This is a genomic window from Gracilibacillus suaedae, from assembly GCF_017599345.1.
Lineage (GTDB): Bacteria > Bacillota > Bacilli > Bacillales > Amphibacillaceae > Gracilibacillus > Gracilibacillus suaedae.
On the sequence record NZ_JAGFVL010000055.1, the window covers coordinates 146,002 to 164,793 of the forward strand.

Below are 18,792 nucleotides of genomic sequence, written 5' to 3' on the forward strand. Positions count from 1 at the left end.
TTTTTAAATTTATAATGAACAGAAATACGTGTTTCTTGTTGTTCACTATAAATTATAGCAAATGATGGAAAGATACTGGTAATAAATTTCATAGAATTCGTTTAATAAGTTCAGCTATTTTTTGATCGGTAAGTTGATTATGATAATCCTCTAAACTGCTGTTTATTTTTTCCTGGTTTTCTTTACTTTCGAAAAAAGTGAATAATTGACTCTCGATATCATCCCAATTGTTTAGGTAATAAACTACACCTAGTTGCTGTAATTGATCAAGGTTAATCACCTCTTGCCCCGGTAATGCGTGATAGATAAACGTGGGAATTCTTTTTCTTAAACATTCACTGATCGTCACGCCACCTGGCTTGGTTAAAATACCGTCTATTGAATCGTATAATTTATTCATTTCTTTTCTCGATGTAATATATGCTAAAGGGATGATGTTTTCATTATTTAATTTTTTCAGTTTTTGGTACAGTAGCTTGTTTTTTCCACACAAAACATGGAACTTGATTTTACCACTCGTTTGTATACTTTGTAACAGATCTTCCATCGCACCAACCCCTAGGTTTCCTCCCGTCACCATTATCGATAATGTGGGTGGATGATCTTTTCTCACCGAAAAGCTGTTAGACTTGATCTCAGGGTGGGTGGGAATACCCGTAAACCATATACGCTGTTTTGGTACTCCTTTGTTTATTAAAAGTTCTATCATATTAGGAGAGGAGACAAAATGAAAATCAATCTGATTTGTTCCCCAAAAGCGATGAATAAAAAAATCAGTGTACACATTAATCACAGGTATATTCAGCATCCCTTTTTCTTTCATCACGTTTAACATATAAGATGGCAATGCATGAGTGCAAACCACACAATCTGGTTGCTTTTCTTTAATGAGTCGTTTCATTTGAGCTAAAAAAAGTAGTTCATATATCTTGAAGTTTTTCGGCTGTTCGATATTTTTATAAACACATTGCTGATAAATCCAATTATATACGTGAGGAAATGCATGAATCCATTTAAGATAAATACCTGAGATGAAAGCTTCTATTTTTCCATAGCTATAGGAGAATATTTCTGCTTTTTCACACTTCATTTTTGGTTCGTTTAATTCCATTTCATGAATAAGAGAATCTGCAACCTGATGATGACCAGAAGGTATGTTTAAAAAAGGAAGAAATAAAATCTTCTTTGAATTTAGTGTCATGATGCACCTCATACATGTCAGAGTGTATTGGAAATCTATCCATGAATTACCGTAACAATTAAGGATAAAAACCTGTATAATTAGAACTAGAGGAGTGATGAGTATGTTCTTATTCTTATTCATTAGTTTTATTATCCTAGTTTGTCTAGTTATTTTTAAAGCGTATAAAAACACTCAAAATATTGTCGTACGAAAAGTTAAGATAGATAACAACGAGACAGAATCCGTTTCGACCTTGAATATTTTGCATCTCTCTGATTTACATTTGGAAAATATCTCGATATCAGCTGAGTTGCTGTATGAAAAGCTAAAGAATGAAGCAATTGATTTAATTGCTCTAACTGGCGATTTTCTTGATCGTAAACGGACAATCCCAAAGCTTATTCCTTATTTAAAGGTTTTTAATAAATTGAATCCTAAGTATGGCATTTACACCGTTTTAGGTAATCATGATTATGTTTTAAAAGGTGTACATTTGCAATCGTTAATCGACACACTAAATGAATACAATTGCCAGGTCATGCAAAATAGTAGTGAAACCATTTATATTGAGAATCAGCCAGTAAATATTATAGGAATTGATGATTACAGCACAAATCGCAGTGATTTGCTCAGCTCTTATCATTCCATCAAAAAAGGGACAAATCTAGTGCTGACACATGATCCCAATGTTGTGCTTGATATGAAGAAGTACCATTTTGATTATTTGTTAGCAGGTCATTTCCACGGTGGACAAATTTGTTATCCTAAAGCATACCATCTCGCTAAAATGGGGAAACTTGCCAAAATGAACGTTATCAAAGGGCTTCATTCTCATGATGGTCGTCCTTTCTATATCAGTGAAGGACTCGGTCAAACTGGTGTAAACATCAGGGTTGGAAGTCTACCTGAAATAACACTCCACCAATTATCGATTGCAAAGGATAATACCGATTTATATTCAGCGATTTAGTCGGTCTGTTATTATTATTCATTGGTTAGCTCAAGCTATGCATTCCTATATTTGGATTTATAAACTTCAAAAGAGGCTGGAACACGAGTATATCTAAATCAAATAAAGATCCGAACTTTAATTCCATAACACATGGAATAGTTCGGGTCTTTTTTAATGCAAAGTTGTGATTATTATAATTCTTATCCATAAACTGCGCAGTAACGAGGACAAGGATTTGCTCTCTTCCATACTGCATTTTGATGAGTGCTGCCATACGCTTCGGCAGAATACTGCGCTTTCCGTGGGCGGTTTTTAGCTAACTTGGTGAAGAAAACCACTTCACCAAGTGGATCTTCAGCTCTCGCTGTCCCACAGGAGTCTCCGTATTCTGCCTACGCTATGTAGATAATTCTACCCTTTTATAAGAAAAAATACTAGGTAACCAATTTCTGTGTATTACTTCTTTCAAAATTCAGAACACTACACAAAGCAGAGGCAAGATACGTAGACTCCTACGGGACCAGCACGTGTCCGAAGACCCCGCAGACAAGCGTTCTTCGCTTGTTGAGGAGGCTGAGGCCGTGCCCGTGGAAAGCGAAGTATCTTGCCGGAGCGTATGTAAGCTCTCAGTAAAAATCAGAATGGAGGAAAGCCTCACTCCACAAATTTTCACTAATTCGCAGTATATATCTACTATGAACAAATAAGCAACATTTGAATAAGTTAGATCTCTTGTCAAGGTTCGTCTTTAGCTTGGAATATTTTAGTTTCGTACCAGTTTCTCTTCGTTTTTATAAAGTGTTACATCTGCTGGAAGTATTTGTTGAGCAATTTTTCTTTCGACATGAATAAATAACATGGATGATGTTTTTTTAAATTGTTAGAGGAAAGCGAATTAACCGATAGCCAATAAATCGGGAGTAAAGCAATACATTTGAAGTACTTATAAAAAGAATTGCTAATCTCTACCGTTTCAAACCCTAATTTAGAACTGCCCCGATTAAGCATTGTTATACCTATTATTCCTTTTATATCTGAAGCGTTAGAATGATTATTTACATACTCAGCAAGCTGAGGTAACGATTTCTGTACATTTTGATGAATGATCATCGCCTTTCTGACATCGCTTTTTATATTTCTGATGTTTTTCATCAATTGTGCATTATGCAGATGAATTTTTATTAATAGATCATTTTTATGGATGACTGTACCATCAGATAAGATCGATTCCTTTCCTTTATAGCGAGTTAAACGAACTCTAAAAATATTTCGATCGTTTCCCTTTAAATCATCAATATAAGTAAGCCGAGTCAACATAAAATAAATAGGGTCAATGATTTGCCATAATGTAAGTACATATAACTTGATATTCATTATCTCTTTTCCTCTCGTAAAGTAATACCAATACTATTTTGGCATAGGTTCATATGATTATTCTGTAAGATGTTACCTATTTAGGTATTTAGAGAGGAAAGTACTGTTATAAGGATAATGTAGACACAAATGGCAAATGATCAGAAGCTATTGGGATTGAATCGTTAATCTGTACATCCAAAATTGTAAAGTCCTTACTAACAAAAATATAATCCAGTCTTTTCCGCGGATTTTTGGCTGGATAAGTCAGCCCATCTTGACTGTCAATGGAATCCCATACATCTCTATACACCTTTACTACTCTTTTCCATCTCTTTGATCGTACTTTCATATTCCAATCTCCGATAATAACTGCTGGGCTCTTCGCTTTGGTGATGAGGAACTCACTTTGTTGCCTATGTAGAGAAGGATTTAAGCTCAGGTGTGTAACATAAAAATGCACCAATTTATTACATAGTGGAATGGTTACTTCAAGTATAGACCTATCTTCAATCCCAAAAAGGCGCTTGTTAAACACATAACTCTTAGGTGCATCAATAGGGAAACGAGACAGAATTCCATTGCCATATTGCCGAGTTAAATATTTTTTTCTTGGTTGTAAGGCCAGTGAAGGACTGAAAGCACCAAAGTAATTTAATTCCTTTGTTAGATACTCCATTTGGTCTTGAAAATGACTTCGTTCGGAATAATACCTATCTACTTCATTTAGACCGATAATATCTGCATTACTGTCAGCTATAACTTTACAAATACGGTCAAGGTTTACTTTCTTATCTAACCCCTTACCGTGATGGATATTATAAGTCATGACTTTAATATGCATGCAGTCTTCCTCCATCTACTTCCGTTCGATTAAATTCTCTTATCAAGGCACAAACAAGCAGTAAAGATCCAAAAATTCTACTGCAGGACAGGATTTTTCCTTTATGGACTAGTATCATTTAATATTCTTAAAAGCCATTCTTTTAAATCAACCATTCGCCTATGTTCTGGTTTCAGCTCTGTTCCTGTAACAATCATTGGAAAATGACTATCATGCTTATATAGCGATCCGTGACTAGCCCCATTCACATGGGTTGGTGAACCTTCACCAACAAATTCAAAGCCAGGTTTTGCGTCTACAATCAAATACCTCCCTGAATGTGAATAAAAAGAACTATATAACCGTGCAAGTCCATCAGGAAAATCTTGATAAGTCACCTTTTGATCCTTTGATAGAGATAGATCCAGGATTTTTTCATTACCTTCTATCTCCCATTTCTGTCCATAAGTATCCGTAAATTTTCCATCAGGTTTAAATGAAAGCTGACCAACTCTGTCCCCAGAAATAACGTTGACCCTATCATCTTGTTTCCATGCTATGAAATTAATTCTTTCATCGGTTTTCAATTGAGTGGCAATGTCCTTTTGCTCTAGTTTACTATCTAACAGGTAAATAAAAGACATGCGCTCATTTAAACCAAGAACGATTTGATCTTGTTCTTGAATAGGGCCGCTTATCTGATGTATGTTATAATTTTTTAGCAACTCCCTTAAATCAATTAATGCCAGTTCCTCATCCTTTCCAATGTCACTCTGACCACTATCACCCATTATAATCCATATATTATCCTGTATCGCATCTTCCCATGATGGATAACTATTAAGAATTTCTTGCAATTGCTTATCAGCATCTTCTATTCCCTTCGTTTCTTTTACTCCATTTTTATGTACTTTTTTATCATTATCAGAGAAATAGACGAGAGAATAAGCAGGTAAATAATCTTCCTCAATCAAGTATTTAAGTTCTTTAGTTGAAAACTTATCATTAAAACCAAATCCTTGCCAAAATTGTGTCTTATGATTATTAGGGTTAAGTTTTGATAATATGCCATAGGAAAAATATTGAGGACCATTGATCGAATCTCCCTCATCTAAAAAACCGGTCATTTTTAATATTCTCGGTACATTGAGTAATTGTTTATGGTTTGCCCGAAATACAAGTGTGTTTATCGATGCAGAATGTCCATTTAATTCTTCATGAATGGTTTTTACCTCACTACTTAAGTGACGGTGATTTAGTTGAAATAAACTATTATGTAAAACTTGCTTTACCCCTACTTTCATTATTTCTTTTCTTGCACTGCCGTAACTAATAAACTTTTTATTATGCGCATCATACCAGGCTAGTGCAGGAACCTTATGTTCATTTGGATAGGTTCCCGTTAACAATGTGCTATCAATGGTTACCGACATAGTTGGATAACTACTCACCATATCTGGATAATAGTTGCCATTATGAATTAAAAATTCTAATGCAGGCGCTTTTCCTTCTCTTATGGTATGTTGTAACGATTCATCCATTATGGAATCAATTATAATCATAACAACACGTTTAGATGTATAATCGGAAGCTTGTTCTACTTTATTTATTTTCGTGACTGGTTGGATTACATATAAATAAGTAAGAACAAGTATTAACAAAATAATGAGAATAACAATAGTTAGTTTTAACACGTTATTTAATCTCCTTTCTTTCATATAATGAATCCCTCTTCCATTTAATCATTTTAAAAAGATCAGAATTAACAAGTCCTCCACCAACAATAAAATGGGACTATGATCAGTGGGGGTAACCTCTACTGATCATTAGCGAAACTTATCAAGGTGTTTTATCCCTAAACTTATCCTTGTTGTTACTTGAAACTTGAAGTGAACGGTTAGTACCGTGATAAAAAAGTATTACAATGATTAAGAAACCTAGATAAATACCGACTCCTATCACTAGATGTTGAATCGATTCGAATAACTGATTGCCTATAAAAGCATAAACAATCATGCCAGGAATTTGGCCAATAGCGGTTGCTAGAATGTATGTTTTAAATGACATAGCACTTAAACCTGAATAAATATTAATGACAGGTGGTGGGATAATCGGAGTCATCCGACTAAATAAGACGGCGATAAACGCATTATGGCTTATCAAATCATCAAACTTTTTAATCTTATTAAACTTTGTAATCAGCTTTTGGAACTCTTTTACAAAAACAAAACGAGCAAAAAGAAAAAAGAGAGCTGATGCTCCGACTGAACCTATCCAATTAATCATTGCCCCCATTATAATTCCATATTTTGCTCCCATTAATGCACCAAAAACCGAAAAAGGTACAACTGGAATAATTCCGAATAAAACTGCAAGAAAAAACATCAATGGTAGCTGAGACCTGTCACTTTGGTTTAACCAATCTAATAGGGCTTCATGAAATAAGTAAGCTATCAACAACATGACTCCATATGAAATGAATACAATTATGCCTTTCTTCATGCGCGATCTCCTTAAAGCTTGCTATATTAGAAATATCACCATTGAAATTTGCCTAATCGTCTTGCCAGAACTGAAACGCATGAAATAAGTAAGAAATTTACCACAGGACTAAGCATCCGTAAATCCACTTCAAACGAATATGTGATAAGTTTCGCATTACCATTATTGATTACTGAACCACTTCGTAATCTTTGTTCCTACTCCTACAAATGTTTCGATGATTGCTTGTGCACCAGCTATGGATAAAATAAAAATAATGGGCCATGCAATAGATGGAATAAACATATAAGAAATTGCAATAATAATCGCACTCCACACTCCAGCACACCAATAACAGTTCAGGAGATAACCAAATTTCGAAGTAGGAACGTTTTTAATATGTTCTATTCCTTTGTCATCAATTACTTTTTCCTTTTTTAAAAATGGTTTTCTAATAAACTCCGTAATCTTATCAAACACAATCAAATGAGTTAAACGGTAGCTTGCCAAAATAATAATGAAATACGTTAGCCAATTTAAATTATCCACGCTTTCCTCCCTGTTAACCTCTGTACTTTGAATTTAGTTAACATAATAATAATATTGTTACCTGATTAACTTTTAGCCAAAAAATTCACGAAATGACTGAAAAGTTGCTTCACGATTAATTTTTGCAATTGACGTAGTTAACGGAACACCTTTCGGACAGACTTGTACACAATTTTGAGAATTACCACAAGATTCCAGGCCACCATCCCCCATAAACGCATCAAGCCTGTCCTGTTTATGCATCTCCCCTGTTGGGTGTATATTTTTTAAATCTATTTGAGCAAAAACAAATGGTCCTAAAAATTCGGCCTTACTATTTACATTAGGACATGCTTCTAAGCAAACACCACAAGTGAAACACTTCGACAACTCATATCCCCATTGACGTGTTGATTCATCCATCCGTGGTCCTGAACCGATATCATATGTACCATCTATTGGAATCCATGCTTGTACCCTTTTTAAAGCTTGAAACATTCTTTCCCTCTCAATGACTAAATCACGAATAACTGGAAAAGTCTTCATCGGCTTTAACCTAATCGGTTGTTCTAATCGATCTACTAAGGTTGAACATGCTTGACGTGGTATACCGTTGATAATCATCGAGCATGCTCCACAAACTTCTTCTAAACAGTTCATGTCCCATTGTACTGGTGATGTATGCTCGCCTTGTTTATTAACCGGATTACTTCTAATCGACATCAAAACGGAGATAATATTCATATTGGCACGATAGGGAATGAGAAACTCTTCCTCATATGGATTAGAATCCGGATTGTCTTGCCTTTGAACAATTACTTGAATATTTTCCATCGAATCCCTCTCCTCCCGGTTCATTTGATAAAGTGAGACTACGATCAGTGGGGGTCTTACAGACAGTTAACACCTTGATAAAATACCAATCTTAACAGTTTGCTTATTCCTATCTATCAGGAGTCACCAAAAAATTTAAATCTACGTTGAAATTTTTGTTTACTGAAACTATCAAACATTCCGCGGAATGATTATTTTGCTTTTCGAGTGCTTGAAATGTATTTCTATTAGTGTATGTATTCTCCTCCTGTTTTCTTATAGTATGGAACAATCAAAACAGGAATATGCATGGATTGTTAGGTAGACTACCTATTTTGCTTTGAAATACAACTCCATACAAAAAACTGCCATGAATTAAATCATGACAGTTCATTCGTTTAAATTTTTCGCTATTTTTTAGTTCGTTCAATGAGCACATGGCTAATCGTCCGTAAAACCCCAGTGATTGTTTATCTAGGCATCATGTTTGGTTGATTCCATTGGCCAGGGCCAGGTTGGTTGCCTGGTGTATTCCACGGCCCTTGCATTGGTCCGCCATATACATTGACTTGATCAACTGTATTTTGGTAAGAGGTTGTGTGTGGATAGTAATGCGTGTTTTTCACTAAATGATGATTAACACAAGTAGTATGGGAAGGATGGATGTGCTTTACTTCACTTTCACTACAAGTGTGCACTTCGTTAGTCTTAGTTGGATATACAACTGTCGGTGTTGGTGGCATTCCACAACCAAAAGGTCTTCGATGTCTCATTTCTAGTCACCTCACTATTTATTATTCTATACTAGCGTATGTCACAATTGGGAGGATTGTCTAAGACATCAACCTATACTATCAATTTTTTTTAAAGATTATCCATGTCGTTTTTTAATAAATCAAAAACATACATGACCGACTGATATAATTCCATGTATCTTTTTCTTTTTACATCTACATAATAACTGTGAAGTAATAACAATTTTATATTTTCCTCTGTCGACTCAATCTGTTGAGGATGTACATGAACATCCCTATCCTTTACAAACTTTAACGCTTCACTATACCATTGGTCTACCGTTTCAAAAACTGGTTCCGTATTTTCCTTTACAAAAGCAAAAAAATCAGGGTCCCTTTTATTTTCTGGCCGTTCATGAGTAAGGTAATATTCTTTTAACCTGCCTAACTCTCTTTCTAAATCTTCTATAAATGTTAACAGTAACAAACTATTGAACCGCCTTTCTGTACCTGTAATAGCCATCATTACTGTAACATGATTCTTTAAATAAATCTATTATGCCCCCTCTTTCTTGTAGATGTCATTAACTGGCCAATACTGACGTTGTGTCTCCTTATCAGTTTTTAATTTCCATTGTTGCTCGATTTGTTCTACAAGCTCCATTAATTCACCTAACTTCTTTTCACACGCCTCTTTTGGAAAAATATCTTGATTACTATTCATATATATCCCTCCTTATTTTCTTATTAACTGTATTCGATTAAAAGGTTTGAAATTCCTTGTCCTTGACAAAACTAGAAATAAGCTGACATGAACTTTCCAATATACGTATGATTTATACAAAAAGAGTCAAACTATAACCAAAGGAGGGATTGTGATGCGTGTGAACAAAAAACGAAAGATGAATAATGTGCGGGAAAAGCAGCAGAACAAAGATATACCGACGCAAAATGACAAAAAATTAAATGGACCAAATCGTCCATCAACTTAGAACAAAAGTCGACATTGCCTCTCGTAATGTCGACTTTTTACGAGCTAATAATATAGATTTATAAATCAGCCCCCATATAAATGTTACAATTTTCGAAAATTTAAGCTAGGGATTTACTGTCCCAGCAAGCTTTTTATGTACTTTTTGATTGAAGATTTCAGTTGCTTAGCGTATGATGTATCTATCCATGATATGATGGATGTGCCTGATGATATAGGAGGGAGTTTATGCAGTATCCAAATGGAAAAAAATCATCAGCCTATACTAAACTTAAATCTAGTCAAACTGTATACAGTAACCGGGGAATGTCATTGGAAGATGATATAAATGATACGAATCAATATTATTTAACTCATAATATTGCCATTATTCATAAGAAGCCAACACCGGTTCAAATTGTACATGTTGATTACCCAAAGAGAAGTGCAGCAGTTATTAAAGAAGCTTACTTTAAACAGGCATCGACAACGGATTATAATGGTATATATAGAGGAAGGCATATAGACTTTGAAGCAAAGGAAACAAAGAATAAACATTCCTTACCACTTCATAACATTCATCAACATCAGATAGATCATATGAAACAAATAGTGGATCATGGTGGAATCTGCTTTCTATTGATTCGTTTTAGTCTAAGTCAAGAAACATTTCTATTCCCTGCTGAAAAGTTATTTCTTTATTGGGATCACCAGTTCCATGGTGGTAGGAAATCTATTCGTTATGAAACTGTGAAAAAGCTAGGTTATATAATACCCATTCGATTTCAAGCAAAAGTAGATTACTTAGCTGTTATTGACGAGTATTATATGGAGAACGGAGGAACAACAAATGGCAGATAAAAGCCAATCTCGAATGGAAAGAAGAAAACAATTAAAACAAAAAAACACAAAAACCAAACCAATGTGGAAAAAAATAATGAAATTTGTACTAATCGCCGTTTTAGTAATCGGTTTAGGTATTGGCGCGTTATTTACGTATTATATTGCTACGGCGCCGGACTTAGATGCTGAATTATTATCTGATCCAGCCTCTACAAACCTTTATGACATTAATGGCGATGTATTTGCAAAACTAGGAGCAGAGAAGAGAACAAAAATAAATTATGATGACATGCCTCCTGTATTATTGAATGCAATATTAGCTACAGAAGACGTACGATTCCATGACCATATCGGGATCGACTTTAGGCGAATCGGCGGAGCTGTTATCGCAAACTTCCGAGAAGGATTTGGAGCTCAAGGTGCAAGTACCATTACCCAGCAGGTTGTGAAGGGCTCATTCCTGACAAACGATAAGAAATTGAAACGGAAAGTACAAGAACAATGGCTTGCATTACAACTAGATCGTGTATATTCCAAAGAAGAAATTATGGAAATGTATGTTAACAAAATCTATTATGGTGCTGGTGCCTATGGTGTAGCAATGGCTGCAGAAGTATACTTTGGTAAAACAGACCTTACTGATTTAACGCTTGCAGAAGCGGCAATCTTAGCTGGTTTACCACAGCGACCAACAGCCTATGATCCATTTGTTAATCCTGATCTTACGAAAGAAAGAATGAACACGGTATTAAATTTAATGGTGCAGCATAATAAAATTAGTGAAGAAGAAGCTGATGAGGCTAGAGAAGTCAATATTGAGGATTTACTAACAGAAAAGAAACCTGACTTTGTTAAATATGAAGGATTTATTCAACAAGTGCGCAAAGAAGTCAATGAAAAGACTGGTGCGGATATTTATAAAGATAGTTTAGATGTCTACACCACACTGGATCCAGACGCACAAGAACAGGTTGAATTTTTATTAAGTGATGCAGATGATAATCCGATAGACTATAGTACTGATGAAGATATGCAAGTTGGTTTAACAGTACTTGATACCAATACAGGTGCTATCAGAGCAATTGGTCCAGGTAGAAATCGTGAAAATGATGGTTGGAATTATGCTATTGACGGTGATGGACGTCAAGGCGGATCTGCCATGAAACCAATTGTTGCCTATGGTCCGGCAATCGAGGAATTAAAATGGTCTACTTATCACCAGATAAATGATGATGAACCATACCCTATTGCAGGTACAGATGATGTTGTTCGAAATTGGAATCGTAGTTATCAAGGGTGGATGTCCATAAGATACGCACTAGAACAATCCTTAAATGTTCCTGCTGTTAAAACCCTAGAAGAAGTCGGATATAACAATGCACAGGAATTCGCAGAAGGCATTGGAATGGATTTTGAGAGTGATTTTACTCTTACAGATGCAATTGGTGGATCTGGTTCGAGTGTTACACCAATTGAAATGGCTGGGGCATATGCAGCCTTTGGAAATGAAGGTGTGTATCATGAACCTTTCTCAGTTATCAAAATAGATTATTCGGACCGAAGATCAGATGAATTAGAATCAAAATCTACTGTGGCAATGTCTGATTCTACTGCATATATGATAACTGATATGTTAAAATCTGTTGTAAGAGAAGGTACTGGTACAAGAGCTAATGTTTCAGGGTTACCTATGGCTGGTAAAACTGGGACCACTAACCTTACTGATGAGGAAGGTGGCGGAAGCCCTGATTCATGGTTTGCAGGATATACAACCAATTACACAGTTGCTGTTTGGACCGGTTATGATGAGCGGAAAGCACTTAATAATACGAAGATTGCACAAGACCTATTTAGGGAGACGATGAGTTTCATTTCTAAGGATGTGGAGACAGAAGACTTTGTAAGACCAGATTCTGTAGTGGAAGTCCAAGTTGAAAAAGGGTCTAACCCTGCTAAACGACCAAGTGAATATACACCAGATTCCGAAATTGTCACAGAGTTGTTTGTTAAAGGAACAGAACCAGGTGAAGTCTCAGAGAAATTTGATGAACTAGAACCAGTAACTAATCTAAATGCTTCCTATGACGAAGGGAATGAAATGATTACAGCTGCATGGGAGCATGAAGATGATGATGTAGAATTCAAGGTTTCTGCTGGTACAGATGGTTCATTAAATGATTTAACAACAACTGATAATAAAGAAGTAGAAATTTCGAAAGTCGAGAAAGGAACAACTTATACAATTGAAGTTATTGCTGTGAATGACGATATGGAAAGTGAGCCTGTTACGGTGACAGTCGAAGTTCCTGAAGATGAAGCGGAAGATCTTCCACAGGTCAGTCAATTAAATCAAACTTTTGATCCGGCGAACCGATCAGCATTAATAAGCTGGGAATACGATCAAAATGGTCCTATTGAGTTTGAAATTGTCGTACAAGATGGTGGTCAGACGATAGATCAATTTAACACGAATAAAAAATCTGTGAATATTACACAGCTTGAACCGAATAAGAACTATAGCGTTCATGTTACTCCGTTCCTTAAGAATAACGATGTACGAGGACCTTCTGCAAGTGTTCAAATATCTACACAAGGAATAGAAAATGATGAAGAAACTGACGAGAATGAGCAGGAAAATGAAGATCAAGAGGAACAACCAAATGAAGACGAACAACCTGATGAAGATCAGCAGAATCCAGGAGATCAACAGCCTGAACAAAATGAGCAAAATCAAAACAACGAACAAGAGGAATCAGAAGGACAAGAAAGCTAAAAAAGCAGCAAGGTATTGCTTATACCTTGCTGCTTTTTCTCATTCTTTTTTGACCTTCACGACAAAGGTCAAGAAGTGGACAAATTTCACATTGAGGACTTTTTGCCTTACAATGATAACGCCCAAAGAAGATCAACCGATGATGTGTGTTACTCCATTCTTCTTTGGGAATTTTTTTCATGAGGGTTCTCTCTACTTCTAGTACACTATCCTTCCAACGGCAAATACCCAATCGTTTTGAAACTCTTTCAACATGTGTATCAACTGCTATGGCGGGCTCTCCAAATGCTACGGAAGCGACCACATTAGCCGTTTTACGACCTACACCCGCAAGATTTTCTAATTCTTGTTTGATGTTAGGAACAACTCCACCATATTCTTCAATTAAAGTTGTACAAAGTTTTCGGATATTTTTTGATTTATTGCGATATAGTCCAATAGAGCGAATATCATGCTGCAATTCTTCTAAAGGAACGTTTAAATAATCTTCGGGTGTCTTATATTTTTTGAAAAGGTCTTTTGTCACCTTATTTACTAGAGCGTCTGTACATTGTGCAGATAAAACAACAGCTATTAATAACTCAAAAGGATTATCATGAACCAATTCACATTCTGCATCTGGAAACATTTCCTCAATTTTTTCCAGAACGATATTTATTTCTTTTTTCGTTAACATTGCTCTCCCCTATTCCTCTAACCAATTGTAATATAAAGATTTATCATAAGGATGTTCTTTTTTAACTGCATTGTTTTGTTGATTAGTGTGAAACGATTTGCTTGACTGCTGAGCTTGTAAGGAAGATTTAATTCCCTTCTTTTGCCATTCTATTAAAATACGGTCAATATATTTAAAATTAACTTTTCCCATCAATACGGCTTCCCTTAATGCAGCGTATATTAGCGAAATGTCATGGTTATCTTCATCTAACCAATTGTTGATCATTTCGATTTCAAAAGGTGATAATGGTCTGCCAAATTCACGTTCGAATTTTTGAAAAACTTCACCAATCTTATTATCAATCTTTTCTACTTTTTGATCAACTGTGTATAGCTTTTTCCATAATGGATCTAATGAGTAAGATTCTTTTATGATGTTGTGATCTGCTTGATCCTCTTCAATCGACAATAAATCTTTTTGTATCAATTGTCGAAGTAAATTAGTGCAGATTTCATTTGAAATAGTTAGATGTTCGGCGATCTCTTCCGGTGTTGGAAAATTGTTACCCTTTCTTTGTGCCGTATAAATTTGCAAAATGATAGCTAATTGTGTCTCATTCAACCCCAACGAAGCGAACTTTTCAATTAATAAAGCCGGAAAGTTTATTTGATCATGTAAAATATATTGCATGTTTTGATTCATCGTTTATAACCACCTTCAACCAATATGATAACACTATATTAGAAAAAATACCTGTTCCTGCATCGACCAATTATTTTATAGTAGATACAAAGTTCTGTTTGAAGTAGCGTAGTAATTAGATATGCGGTCAGCTTAGACATAATTTTGAAATATATAGTGATGATAACTACCACTCCGGCTGCCCATTTCCCTTTCCGTGGGGTTTGTCCTTCAGCTAACTTTTTCGAGCAAATACCGCTCGAAAAAGTGGATCTTCATGCCAAACAGGTCCCACAGGAGTGGAAGTGGGCGGCCTTCGTTAATATTTGTTCCACAACACTAATCCGAAATCAACCAATCGATTTCTCCACCATATGTAGCAATAGAGCGCGACTATGCTCAAGAGGGATTTACAGCCGATTAAAACAGAAAAGTTTAGTTCCATGAGTTCATTTCTTTCTATAATCAGTGAACAAAAATAGCGTAGGCAGAATACGGAGACTCCTGTGGGAACTCACGCGAGCCGAAGATCCACTTGGTAAAGTGCTTTTCTTTACCAAGTTAGCTGAGGCCGTGCCCGCGGAAAGCGCAGTATTCTGCCGAAGCGTATAGCAGCACTCATCAAAATGTAGTATGGAAAAGAGTAAATCTATGTCCACTTCACTTTGCAGTTTATGGATTTTGCGTAGGTTTTCTAGTTTTTCTTTATAAAATAGATAATCCTTTGCACGTTTAGCAAAGGATTATCTATACTTATGGGTATAAACGGTTTAATAGTCTTGGGAACGGTATTGTTTCTCTAACGTGCTCAACACCACTGATCCAGGCAACAGTCCGTTCTAGTCCCAATCCAAAACCAGCATGTGGTACACTACCGTATTTGCGTAAATCTAGGTACCATTGATAAGCATCTCCTGAAAGGTTATGCTCTTCATAGCGTTGTTCCATTAAAGACAGATCATCAATTCTCGCGGATCCGCCAATGATTTCACCATAACCCTCTGGTGCAATTAAGTCAGCACATAACACAACATCTTCACGATTAGGATCAGGTTTCATATAAAAAGCTTTAATATCTTTCGGATAATGGGTAATAAACACTGGTTGATCAAAGCTTTCAGCAATAGCAGTCTCATGTGGAGCACCAAAGTCTTCTCCCCATTCGATATCAGTAAATCCTTTCTCTTTTAACATTTCAATTGCTTTATCATAGGTAATACGCGGAAAAGGTGCTTTGACTTTTTCTAGAGCTTTCAGATTTCGCTCCAATGTCTTAAGCTCTAATATACAATTTTCCAACACGGATTCCATAATAAATTGCACATAATTTTCCTGTATTTCTAGGCTTTCTTCGTGTGTAACAAATGCCATTTCCGGTTCAATCATCCAAAATTCTATTAAATGCCTTCTTGTTTTCGATTTCTCTGCTCTGAACGTTGGACCAAATGAGAATACACGTCCAAGCGCCATAGCTGCCGCTTCCATATATAATTGACCACTTTGAGATAGATAAGCCTCTTCATCAAAATATTGGGTATGAAATAGCTCAGTAGTACCTTCTGCAGCGGAACCAGTTAAAATCGGTGGATCAACTTTAACAAATCCTTCTTTTTGGAAAAATTGATATGTAGCCTGAATAATTTGGTTCCTAATTTTCATAATGGCATGTTGCTTTTTGGATCGTAGCCATAAATGACGGTGATCCATTAAGAATTCCGTACCGTGTTCTTTCGGCGTGATCGGATAATCCGTTGCTTCATGAATAACCTCTATGTCTTTCACTTGCATTTCATAACCAAATGGAGATCGAGTATCCTCTACAATCGTTCCTGTTACATACAGCGATGATTCCTGTGCGATCGACTTTGCCAATTGAAATGTTTCTTCTGATACTTCTGCTTTTACGACAACTCCTTGGATGAAGCCAGTACCATCACGCAATTGTAGAAAAGCGATTTTTCCACTGGACCGTTTATTGGCAAGCCAAACACCGATTGTCACCTCTTGATTAAGATAATTTGCTACCTGATTAATTGTTGTTTTCATAAAATTCCTCCACTATCTTCCGTACTTATTGATGATTTTCAACAAATCGTTTAATGCGATTGGCTGCTTCTTCTAGTTGTTCTAATGAAATAGCATAGGAAAGACGAACATTATTTGGTGCACCGAATCCTGAACCTGGAACTAATGCTACTTTTTCTTCTTCTAATAAAGCTGTCACCCATTCGTCCACCGTATCAAAGCCATTCATTTCTACTGCTTTTTTCACATTTGGGAAAAGATAAAAAGCACCTTTAGGTTTTACACATTCAATTCCTGGTATAGCGACTAACCATTCATATAATTTTTCAAGTCGTTCACTAAATGCTTCACGCATATCGGCAACCGGTTTTTGTGAACCACTGTAAGCTGCCTCTGCCGCTACTTGTGCAATCGATGTCGGATTGGATGTAGAATGTGATGCTAAATTGGACATGGCTTTAATAAGCTGTTTGTTCCCAACAGCATAACCAATTCTCCAACCTGTCATAGAATGTGACTTGGAAACGCCGTTAATGATAACAGTCTGTTCTTTTAATGTTGGTGATAGCTCTGCTACAGATACATGTTCTGTTGCTGTATAGGTTAATTTTTCATAAATCTCATCTGAAACGATTAAAATATTATGCTTGAGACATACTTCACCTAAAGCTTCTAATTCTTCTTTCTCATACATAACACCTGTTGGGTTGCTAGGTGAATTGATAATAACTGCTTTTGTTTTTTCTGTTATGGCATTTTCTAATTGTTCCGGTGTTAATTTAAATTCATTTTCTTCTTGTGCATCCACAAATACCGGCTTACCCTCTGCTAATTTAATTTGTTCAGGATAGCTTACCCAGTAAGGTGCTGGAACGATGACTTCATCTCCTTTATTGAGCAACACTTGAAATAAAGTGTAAAGCGCATGTTTCGCACCGATTGTAACAATAATTTGGTCGAGATCGTAGTCTAAACCTTGATCTTGCTGCATTTTTTTCTGAATAGCCTGCTTTAATTCAATCGTTCCTCCGGCTGGTGTATATTTGGTAAAACCTTCATACATAGCTTTAGATGCTGCCTCTAGAATATGTTCTGGTGTATTAAAATCGGGTTCTCCTGCACCTAAACCAATCACATCATGCCCTGCTTGTCTTAACTCTTTAGCTTTTGCTGTAATGGCAAGCGTTGATGATGGTGTTAATGTTTGTACTCTGTTTGCTAATTCCATACTTTTTAATCACCTTTCTATTATTGAAATGATGGCTTTAAAGTTAATCGATAGTGTGTTTTGTCCTCTAGTAAAACATGTTCATACACCAGTCTATCTGATGTATCAAGGTATTTAATTTCAAGAACGGGATAACCACTATCTAATCCAATTGTTGAACCTAACAACTCACAAGATGTACATCGGTCACGCCATTCAGATAAGAGAATATCTTCAGCATAAAGGGATTCTTTATTATAAATATCATATTCCCATTCCTCTTCTGCTTGATACATATATACTAACGAAGCTTGATTATCGTTCGTTTCACCATCTAATACATAGTATAATTGATCGCCATGAAATCGTTCAATGCTATGTATCACTTCAAGTGAGGTATTATCTAATGCTAAAGTTCTCACCTCGTCAAAATGTTCTGTTTTGCTATTGATAACGTCTTGGTAAAGCGAAATAAAGTAGTATAAAGCGATCAATAAAAAGATAAATATTAATGCCACGATAATCCATAATTTATTGCGTTCGATAAATGGTAAAGATTGCTTTTTCATCATTATCCTCACTTAGTGTTAATCCAAACAAAAGATTTTCTTCTTTCAGAGTTCGATTCAAACTATCGACAATTTTATACAAATCGTCTGCATATTTCAGCTGAACAGTAGACAGTGTAGTAATTTTTGAATGACTTATTTGAGACACCTCCAACAGATATAAGATAGGGAAAGCAAAGATTTCTTTCCCTATTGTGTA

The 18,792-nt window shown here is 35.7% G+C and carries 19 protein-coding genes; 3 read left to right on the plus strand and 16 right to left on the minus strand.

The features are described from left to right. Window positions 1-88 precede the first annotated feature (88 nt). Window positions 89-1,201, minus strand: a complete 1,113-nt coding sequence (locus J5J03_RS16605; RefSeq protein WP_208591021.1) for an MGDG synthase family glycosyltransferase — start codon at window positions 1,199-1,201, stop codon at window positions 89-91. A gap of 103 nt (window positions 1,202-1,304) precedes the next feature. Here J5J03_RS16605 and J5J03_RS16610 point away from each other — a divergent pair, with 103 nt between their 5' ends. Further along, complete coding sequence (locus J5J03_RS16610; protein WP_208591022.1) at window positions 1,305-2,153, plus strand: metallophosphoesterase; 849 nt, start codon at window positions 1,305-1,307, stop codon at window positions 2,151-2,153. A gap of 783 nt (window positions 2,154-2,936) precedes the next feature. Here J5J03_RS16610 and J5J03_RS16615 read toward each other — a convergent pair. The 9 genes from J5J03_RS16615 to J5J03_RS16655 form a co-directional block, all read right to left on the minus strand. Then, window positions 2,937-3,509, minus strand: a complete 573-nt coding sequence (locus tag J5J03_RS16615; RefSeq protein WP_208591023.1) for a YkoP family protein — start codon at window positions 3,507-3,509, stop codon at window positions 2,937-2,939. A 106-nt stretch (window positions 3,510-3,615) separates the two neighbouring features. Then, window positions 3,616-4,332: an endonuclease/exonuclease/phosphatase family protein gene (locus J5J03_RS16620; RefSeq protein ID WP_208591024.1), complete on the minus strand. Its 717-nt coding sequence runs from the start codon at window positions 4,330-4,332 to the stop codon at window positions 3,616-3,618. A 101-nt stretch (window positions 4,333-4,433) separates the two neighbouring features. Next, complete coding sequence (locus J5J03_RS16625) at window positions 4,434-6,029, minus strand: alkaline phosphatase family protein (protein ID WP_231710793.1); 1,596 nt, start codon at window positions 6,027-6,029, stop codon at window positions 4,434-4,436. A gap of 121 nt (window positions 6,030-6,150) precedes the next feature. After that, complete coding sequence (locus tag J5J03_RS16630) at window positions 6,151-6,813, minus strand: TVP38/TMEM64 family protein (RefSeq protein ID WP_231710794.1); 663 nt, start codon at window positions 6,811-6,813, stop codon at window positions 6,151-6,153. A 162-nt stretch (window positions 6,814-6,975) separates the two neighbouring features. Then, window positions 6,976-7,341: a DUF1360 domain-containing protein gene (locus tag J5J03_RS16635; RefSeq protein WP_208591025.1), complete on the minus strand. Its 366-nt coding sequence runs from the start codon at window positions 7,339-7,341 to the stop codon at window positions 6,976-6,978. A gap of 72 nt (window positions 7,342-7,413) precedes the next feature. Next, window positions 7,414-8,154: a succinate dehydrogenase iron-sulfur subunit gene (gene sdhB, locus J5J03_RS16640; RefSeq protein WP_407927845.1), complete on the minus strand. Its 741-nt coding sequence runs from the start codon at window positions 8,152-8,154 to the stop codon at window positions 7,414-7,416. Window positions 8,155-8,603: 449 nt separating this feature from the next. Further along, the gene (locus tag J5J03_RS16645) at window positions 8,604-8,906 is read right to left on the minus strand and encodes a CotD family spore coat protein (RefSeq protein WP_208591028.1); all 303 of its coding nucleotides are present in this window, start codon (window positions 8,904-8,906) and stop codon (window positions 8,604-8,606) included. A 91-nt stretch (window positions 8,907-8,997) separates the two neighbouring features. Further along, the gene (locus tag J5J03_RS16650; RefSeq protein ID WP_208591029.1) at window positions 8,998-9,354 is read right to left on the minus strand and encodes a DUF1798 family protein; all 357 of its coding nucleotides are present in this window, start codon (window positions 9,352-9,354) and stop codon (window positions 8,998-9,000) included. A 69-nt stretch (window positions 9,355-9,423) separates the two neighbouring features. Next, the gene (locus tag J5J03_RS16655; RefSeq protein ID WP_208591030.1) at window positions 9,424-9,591 is read right to left on the minus strand and encodes a hypothetical protein; all 168 of its coding nucleotides are present in this window, start codon (window positions 9,589-9,591) and stop codon (window positions 9,424-9,426) included. A gap of 495 nt (window positions 9,592-10,086) precedes the next feature. On the opposite strand from J5J03_RS16655, the gene recU reads away from it, so the two are divergent. Continuing rightward, window positions 10,087-10,698, plus strand: coding sequence for a Holliday junction resolvase RecU (gene recU, locus J5J03_RS16660; RefSeq protein ID WP_208591031.1), 612 nt, complete (start codon window positions 10,087-10,089; stop codon window positions 10,696-10,698). Then, window positions 10,688-13,453 (plus strand): penicillin-binding protein 1A, encoded by a 2,766-nt coding sequence (locus J5J03_RS16665; protein ID WP_208591032.1) that lies wholly within the window; start codon window positions 10,688-10,690, stop codon window positions 13,451-13,453. Before recU ends, J5J03_RS16665 begins: the two co-directional genes overlap by 11 nt. Window positions 13,454-13,472: 19 nt before the next feature. Here J5J03_RS16665 and nth read toward each other — a convergent pair whose 3' ends face one another. The 6 genes from nth to J5J03_RS16695 all read right to left on the minus strand — a co-directional run bounded on the left by nth (window position 13,473) and on the right by J5J03_RS16695 (window position 18,732). Further along, the gene (gene nth / locus J5J03_RS16670) at window positions 13,473-14,129 is read right to left on the minus strand and encodes an endonuclease III (RefSeq protein ID WP_208591033.1); all 657 of its coding nucleotides are present in this window, start codon (window positions 14,127-14,129) and stop codon (window positions 13,473-13,475) included. 9 nt (window positions 14,130-14,138) lie between these two features. After that, window positions 14,139-14,813 carry a DnaD domain-containing protein gene (locus J5J03_RS16675; RefSeq protein ID WP_208591034.1) on the minus strand — a complete coding sequence of 225 codons (675 nt, stop codon included), beginning with the start codon at window positions 14,811-14,813 and terminating at the stop codon, window positions 14,139-14,141. 732 nt (window positions 14,814-15,545) lie between these two features. Continuing rightward, on the minus strand, window positions 15,546-16,838 hold the full coding sequence (asnS, locus tag J5J03_RS16680; protein WP_208591035.1) for an asparagine--tRNA ligase: 1,293 nt from the start codon (window positions 16,836-16,838) through the stop codon (window positions 15,546-15,548). 25 nt (window positions 16,839-16,863) lie between these two features. Further along, the gene (locus J5J03_RS16685; protein WP_208591037.1) at window positions 16,864-18,045 is read right to left on the minus strand and encodes a pyridoxal phosphate-dependent aminotransferase; all 1,182 of its coding nucleotides are present in this window, start codon (window positions 18,043-18,045) and stop codon (window positions 16,864-16,866) included. Window positions 18,046-18,065: 20 nt separating this feature from the next. Beyond that, complete coding sequence (locus tag J5J03_RS16690) at window positions 18,066-18,593, minus strand: cell wall elongation regulator TseB-like domain-containing protein (protein ID WP_208591038.1); 528 nt, start codon at window positions 18,591-18,593, stop codon at window positions 18,066-18,068. Further along, window positions 18,556-18,732 (minus strand): YpmA family protein, encoded by a 177-nt coding sequence (locus tag J5J03_RS16695; protein ID WP_407927846.1) that lies wholly within the window; start codon window positions 18,730-18,732, stop codon window positions 18,556-18,558. Before J5J03_RS16695 ends, J5J03_RS16690 begins: the two co-directional genes overlap by 38 nt. Between the last annotated feature and the right edge of the window lie 60 nt (window positions 18,733-18,792).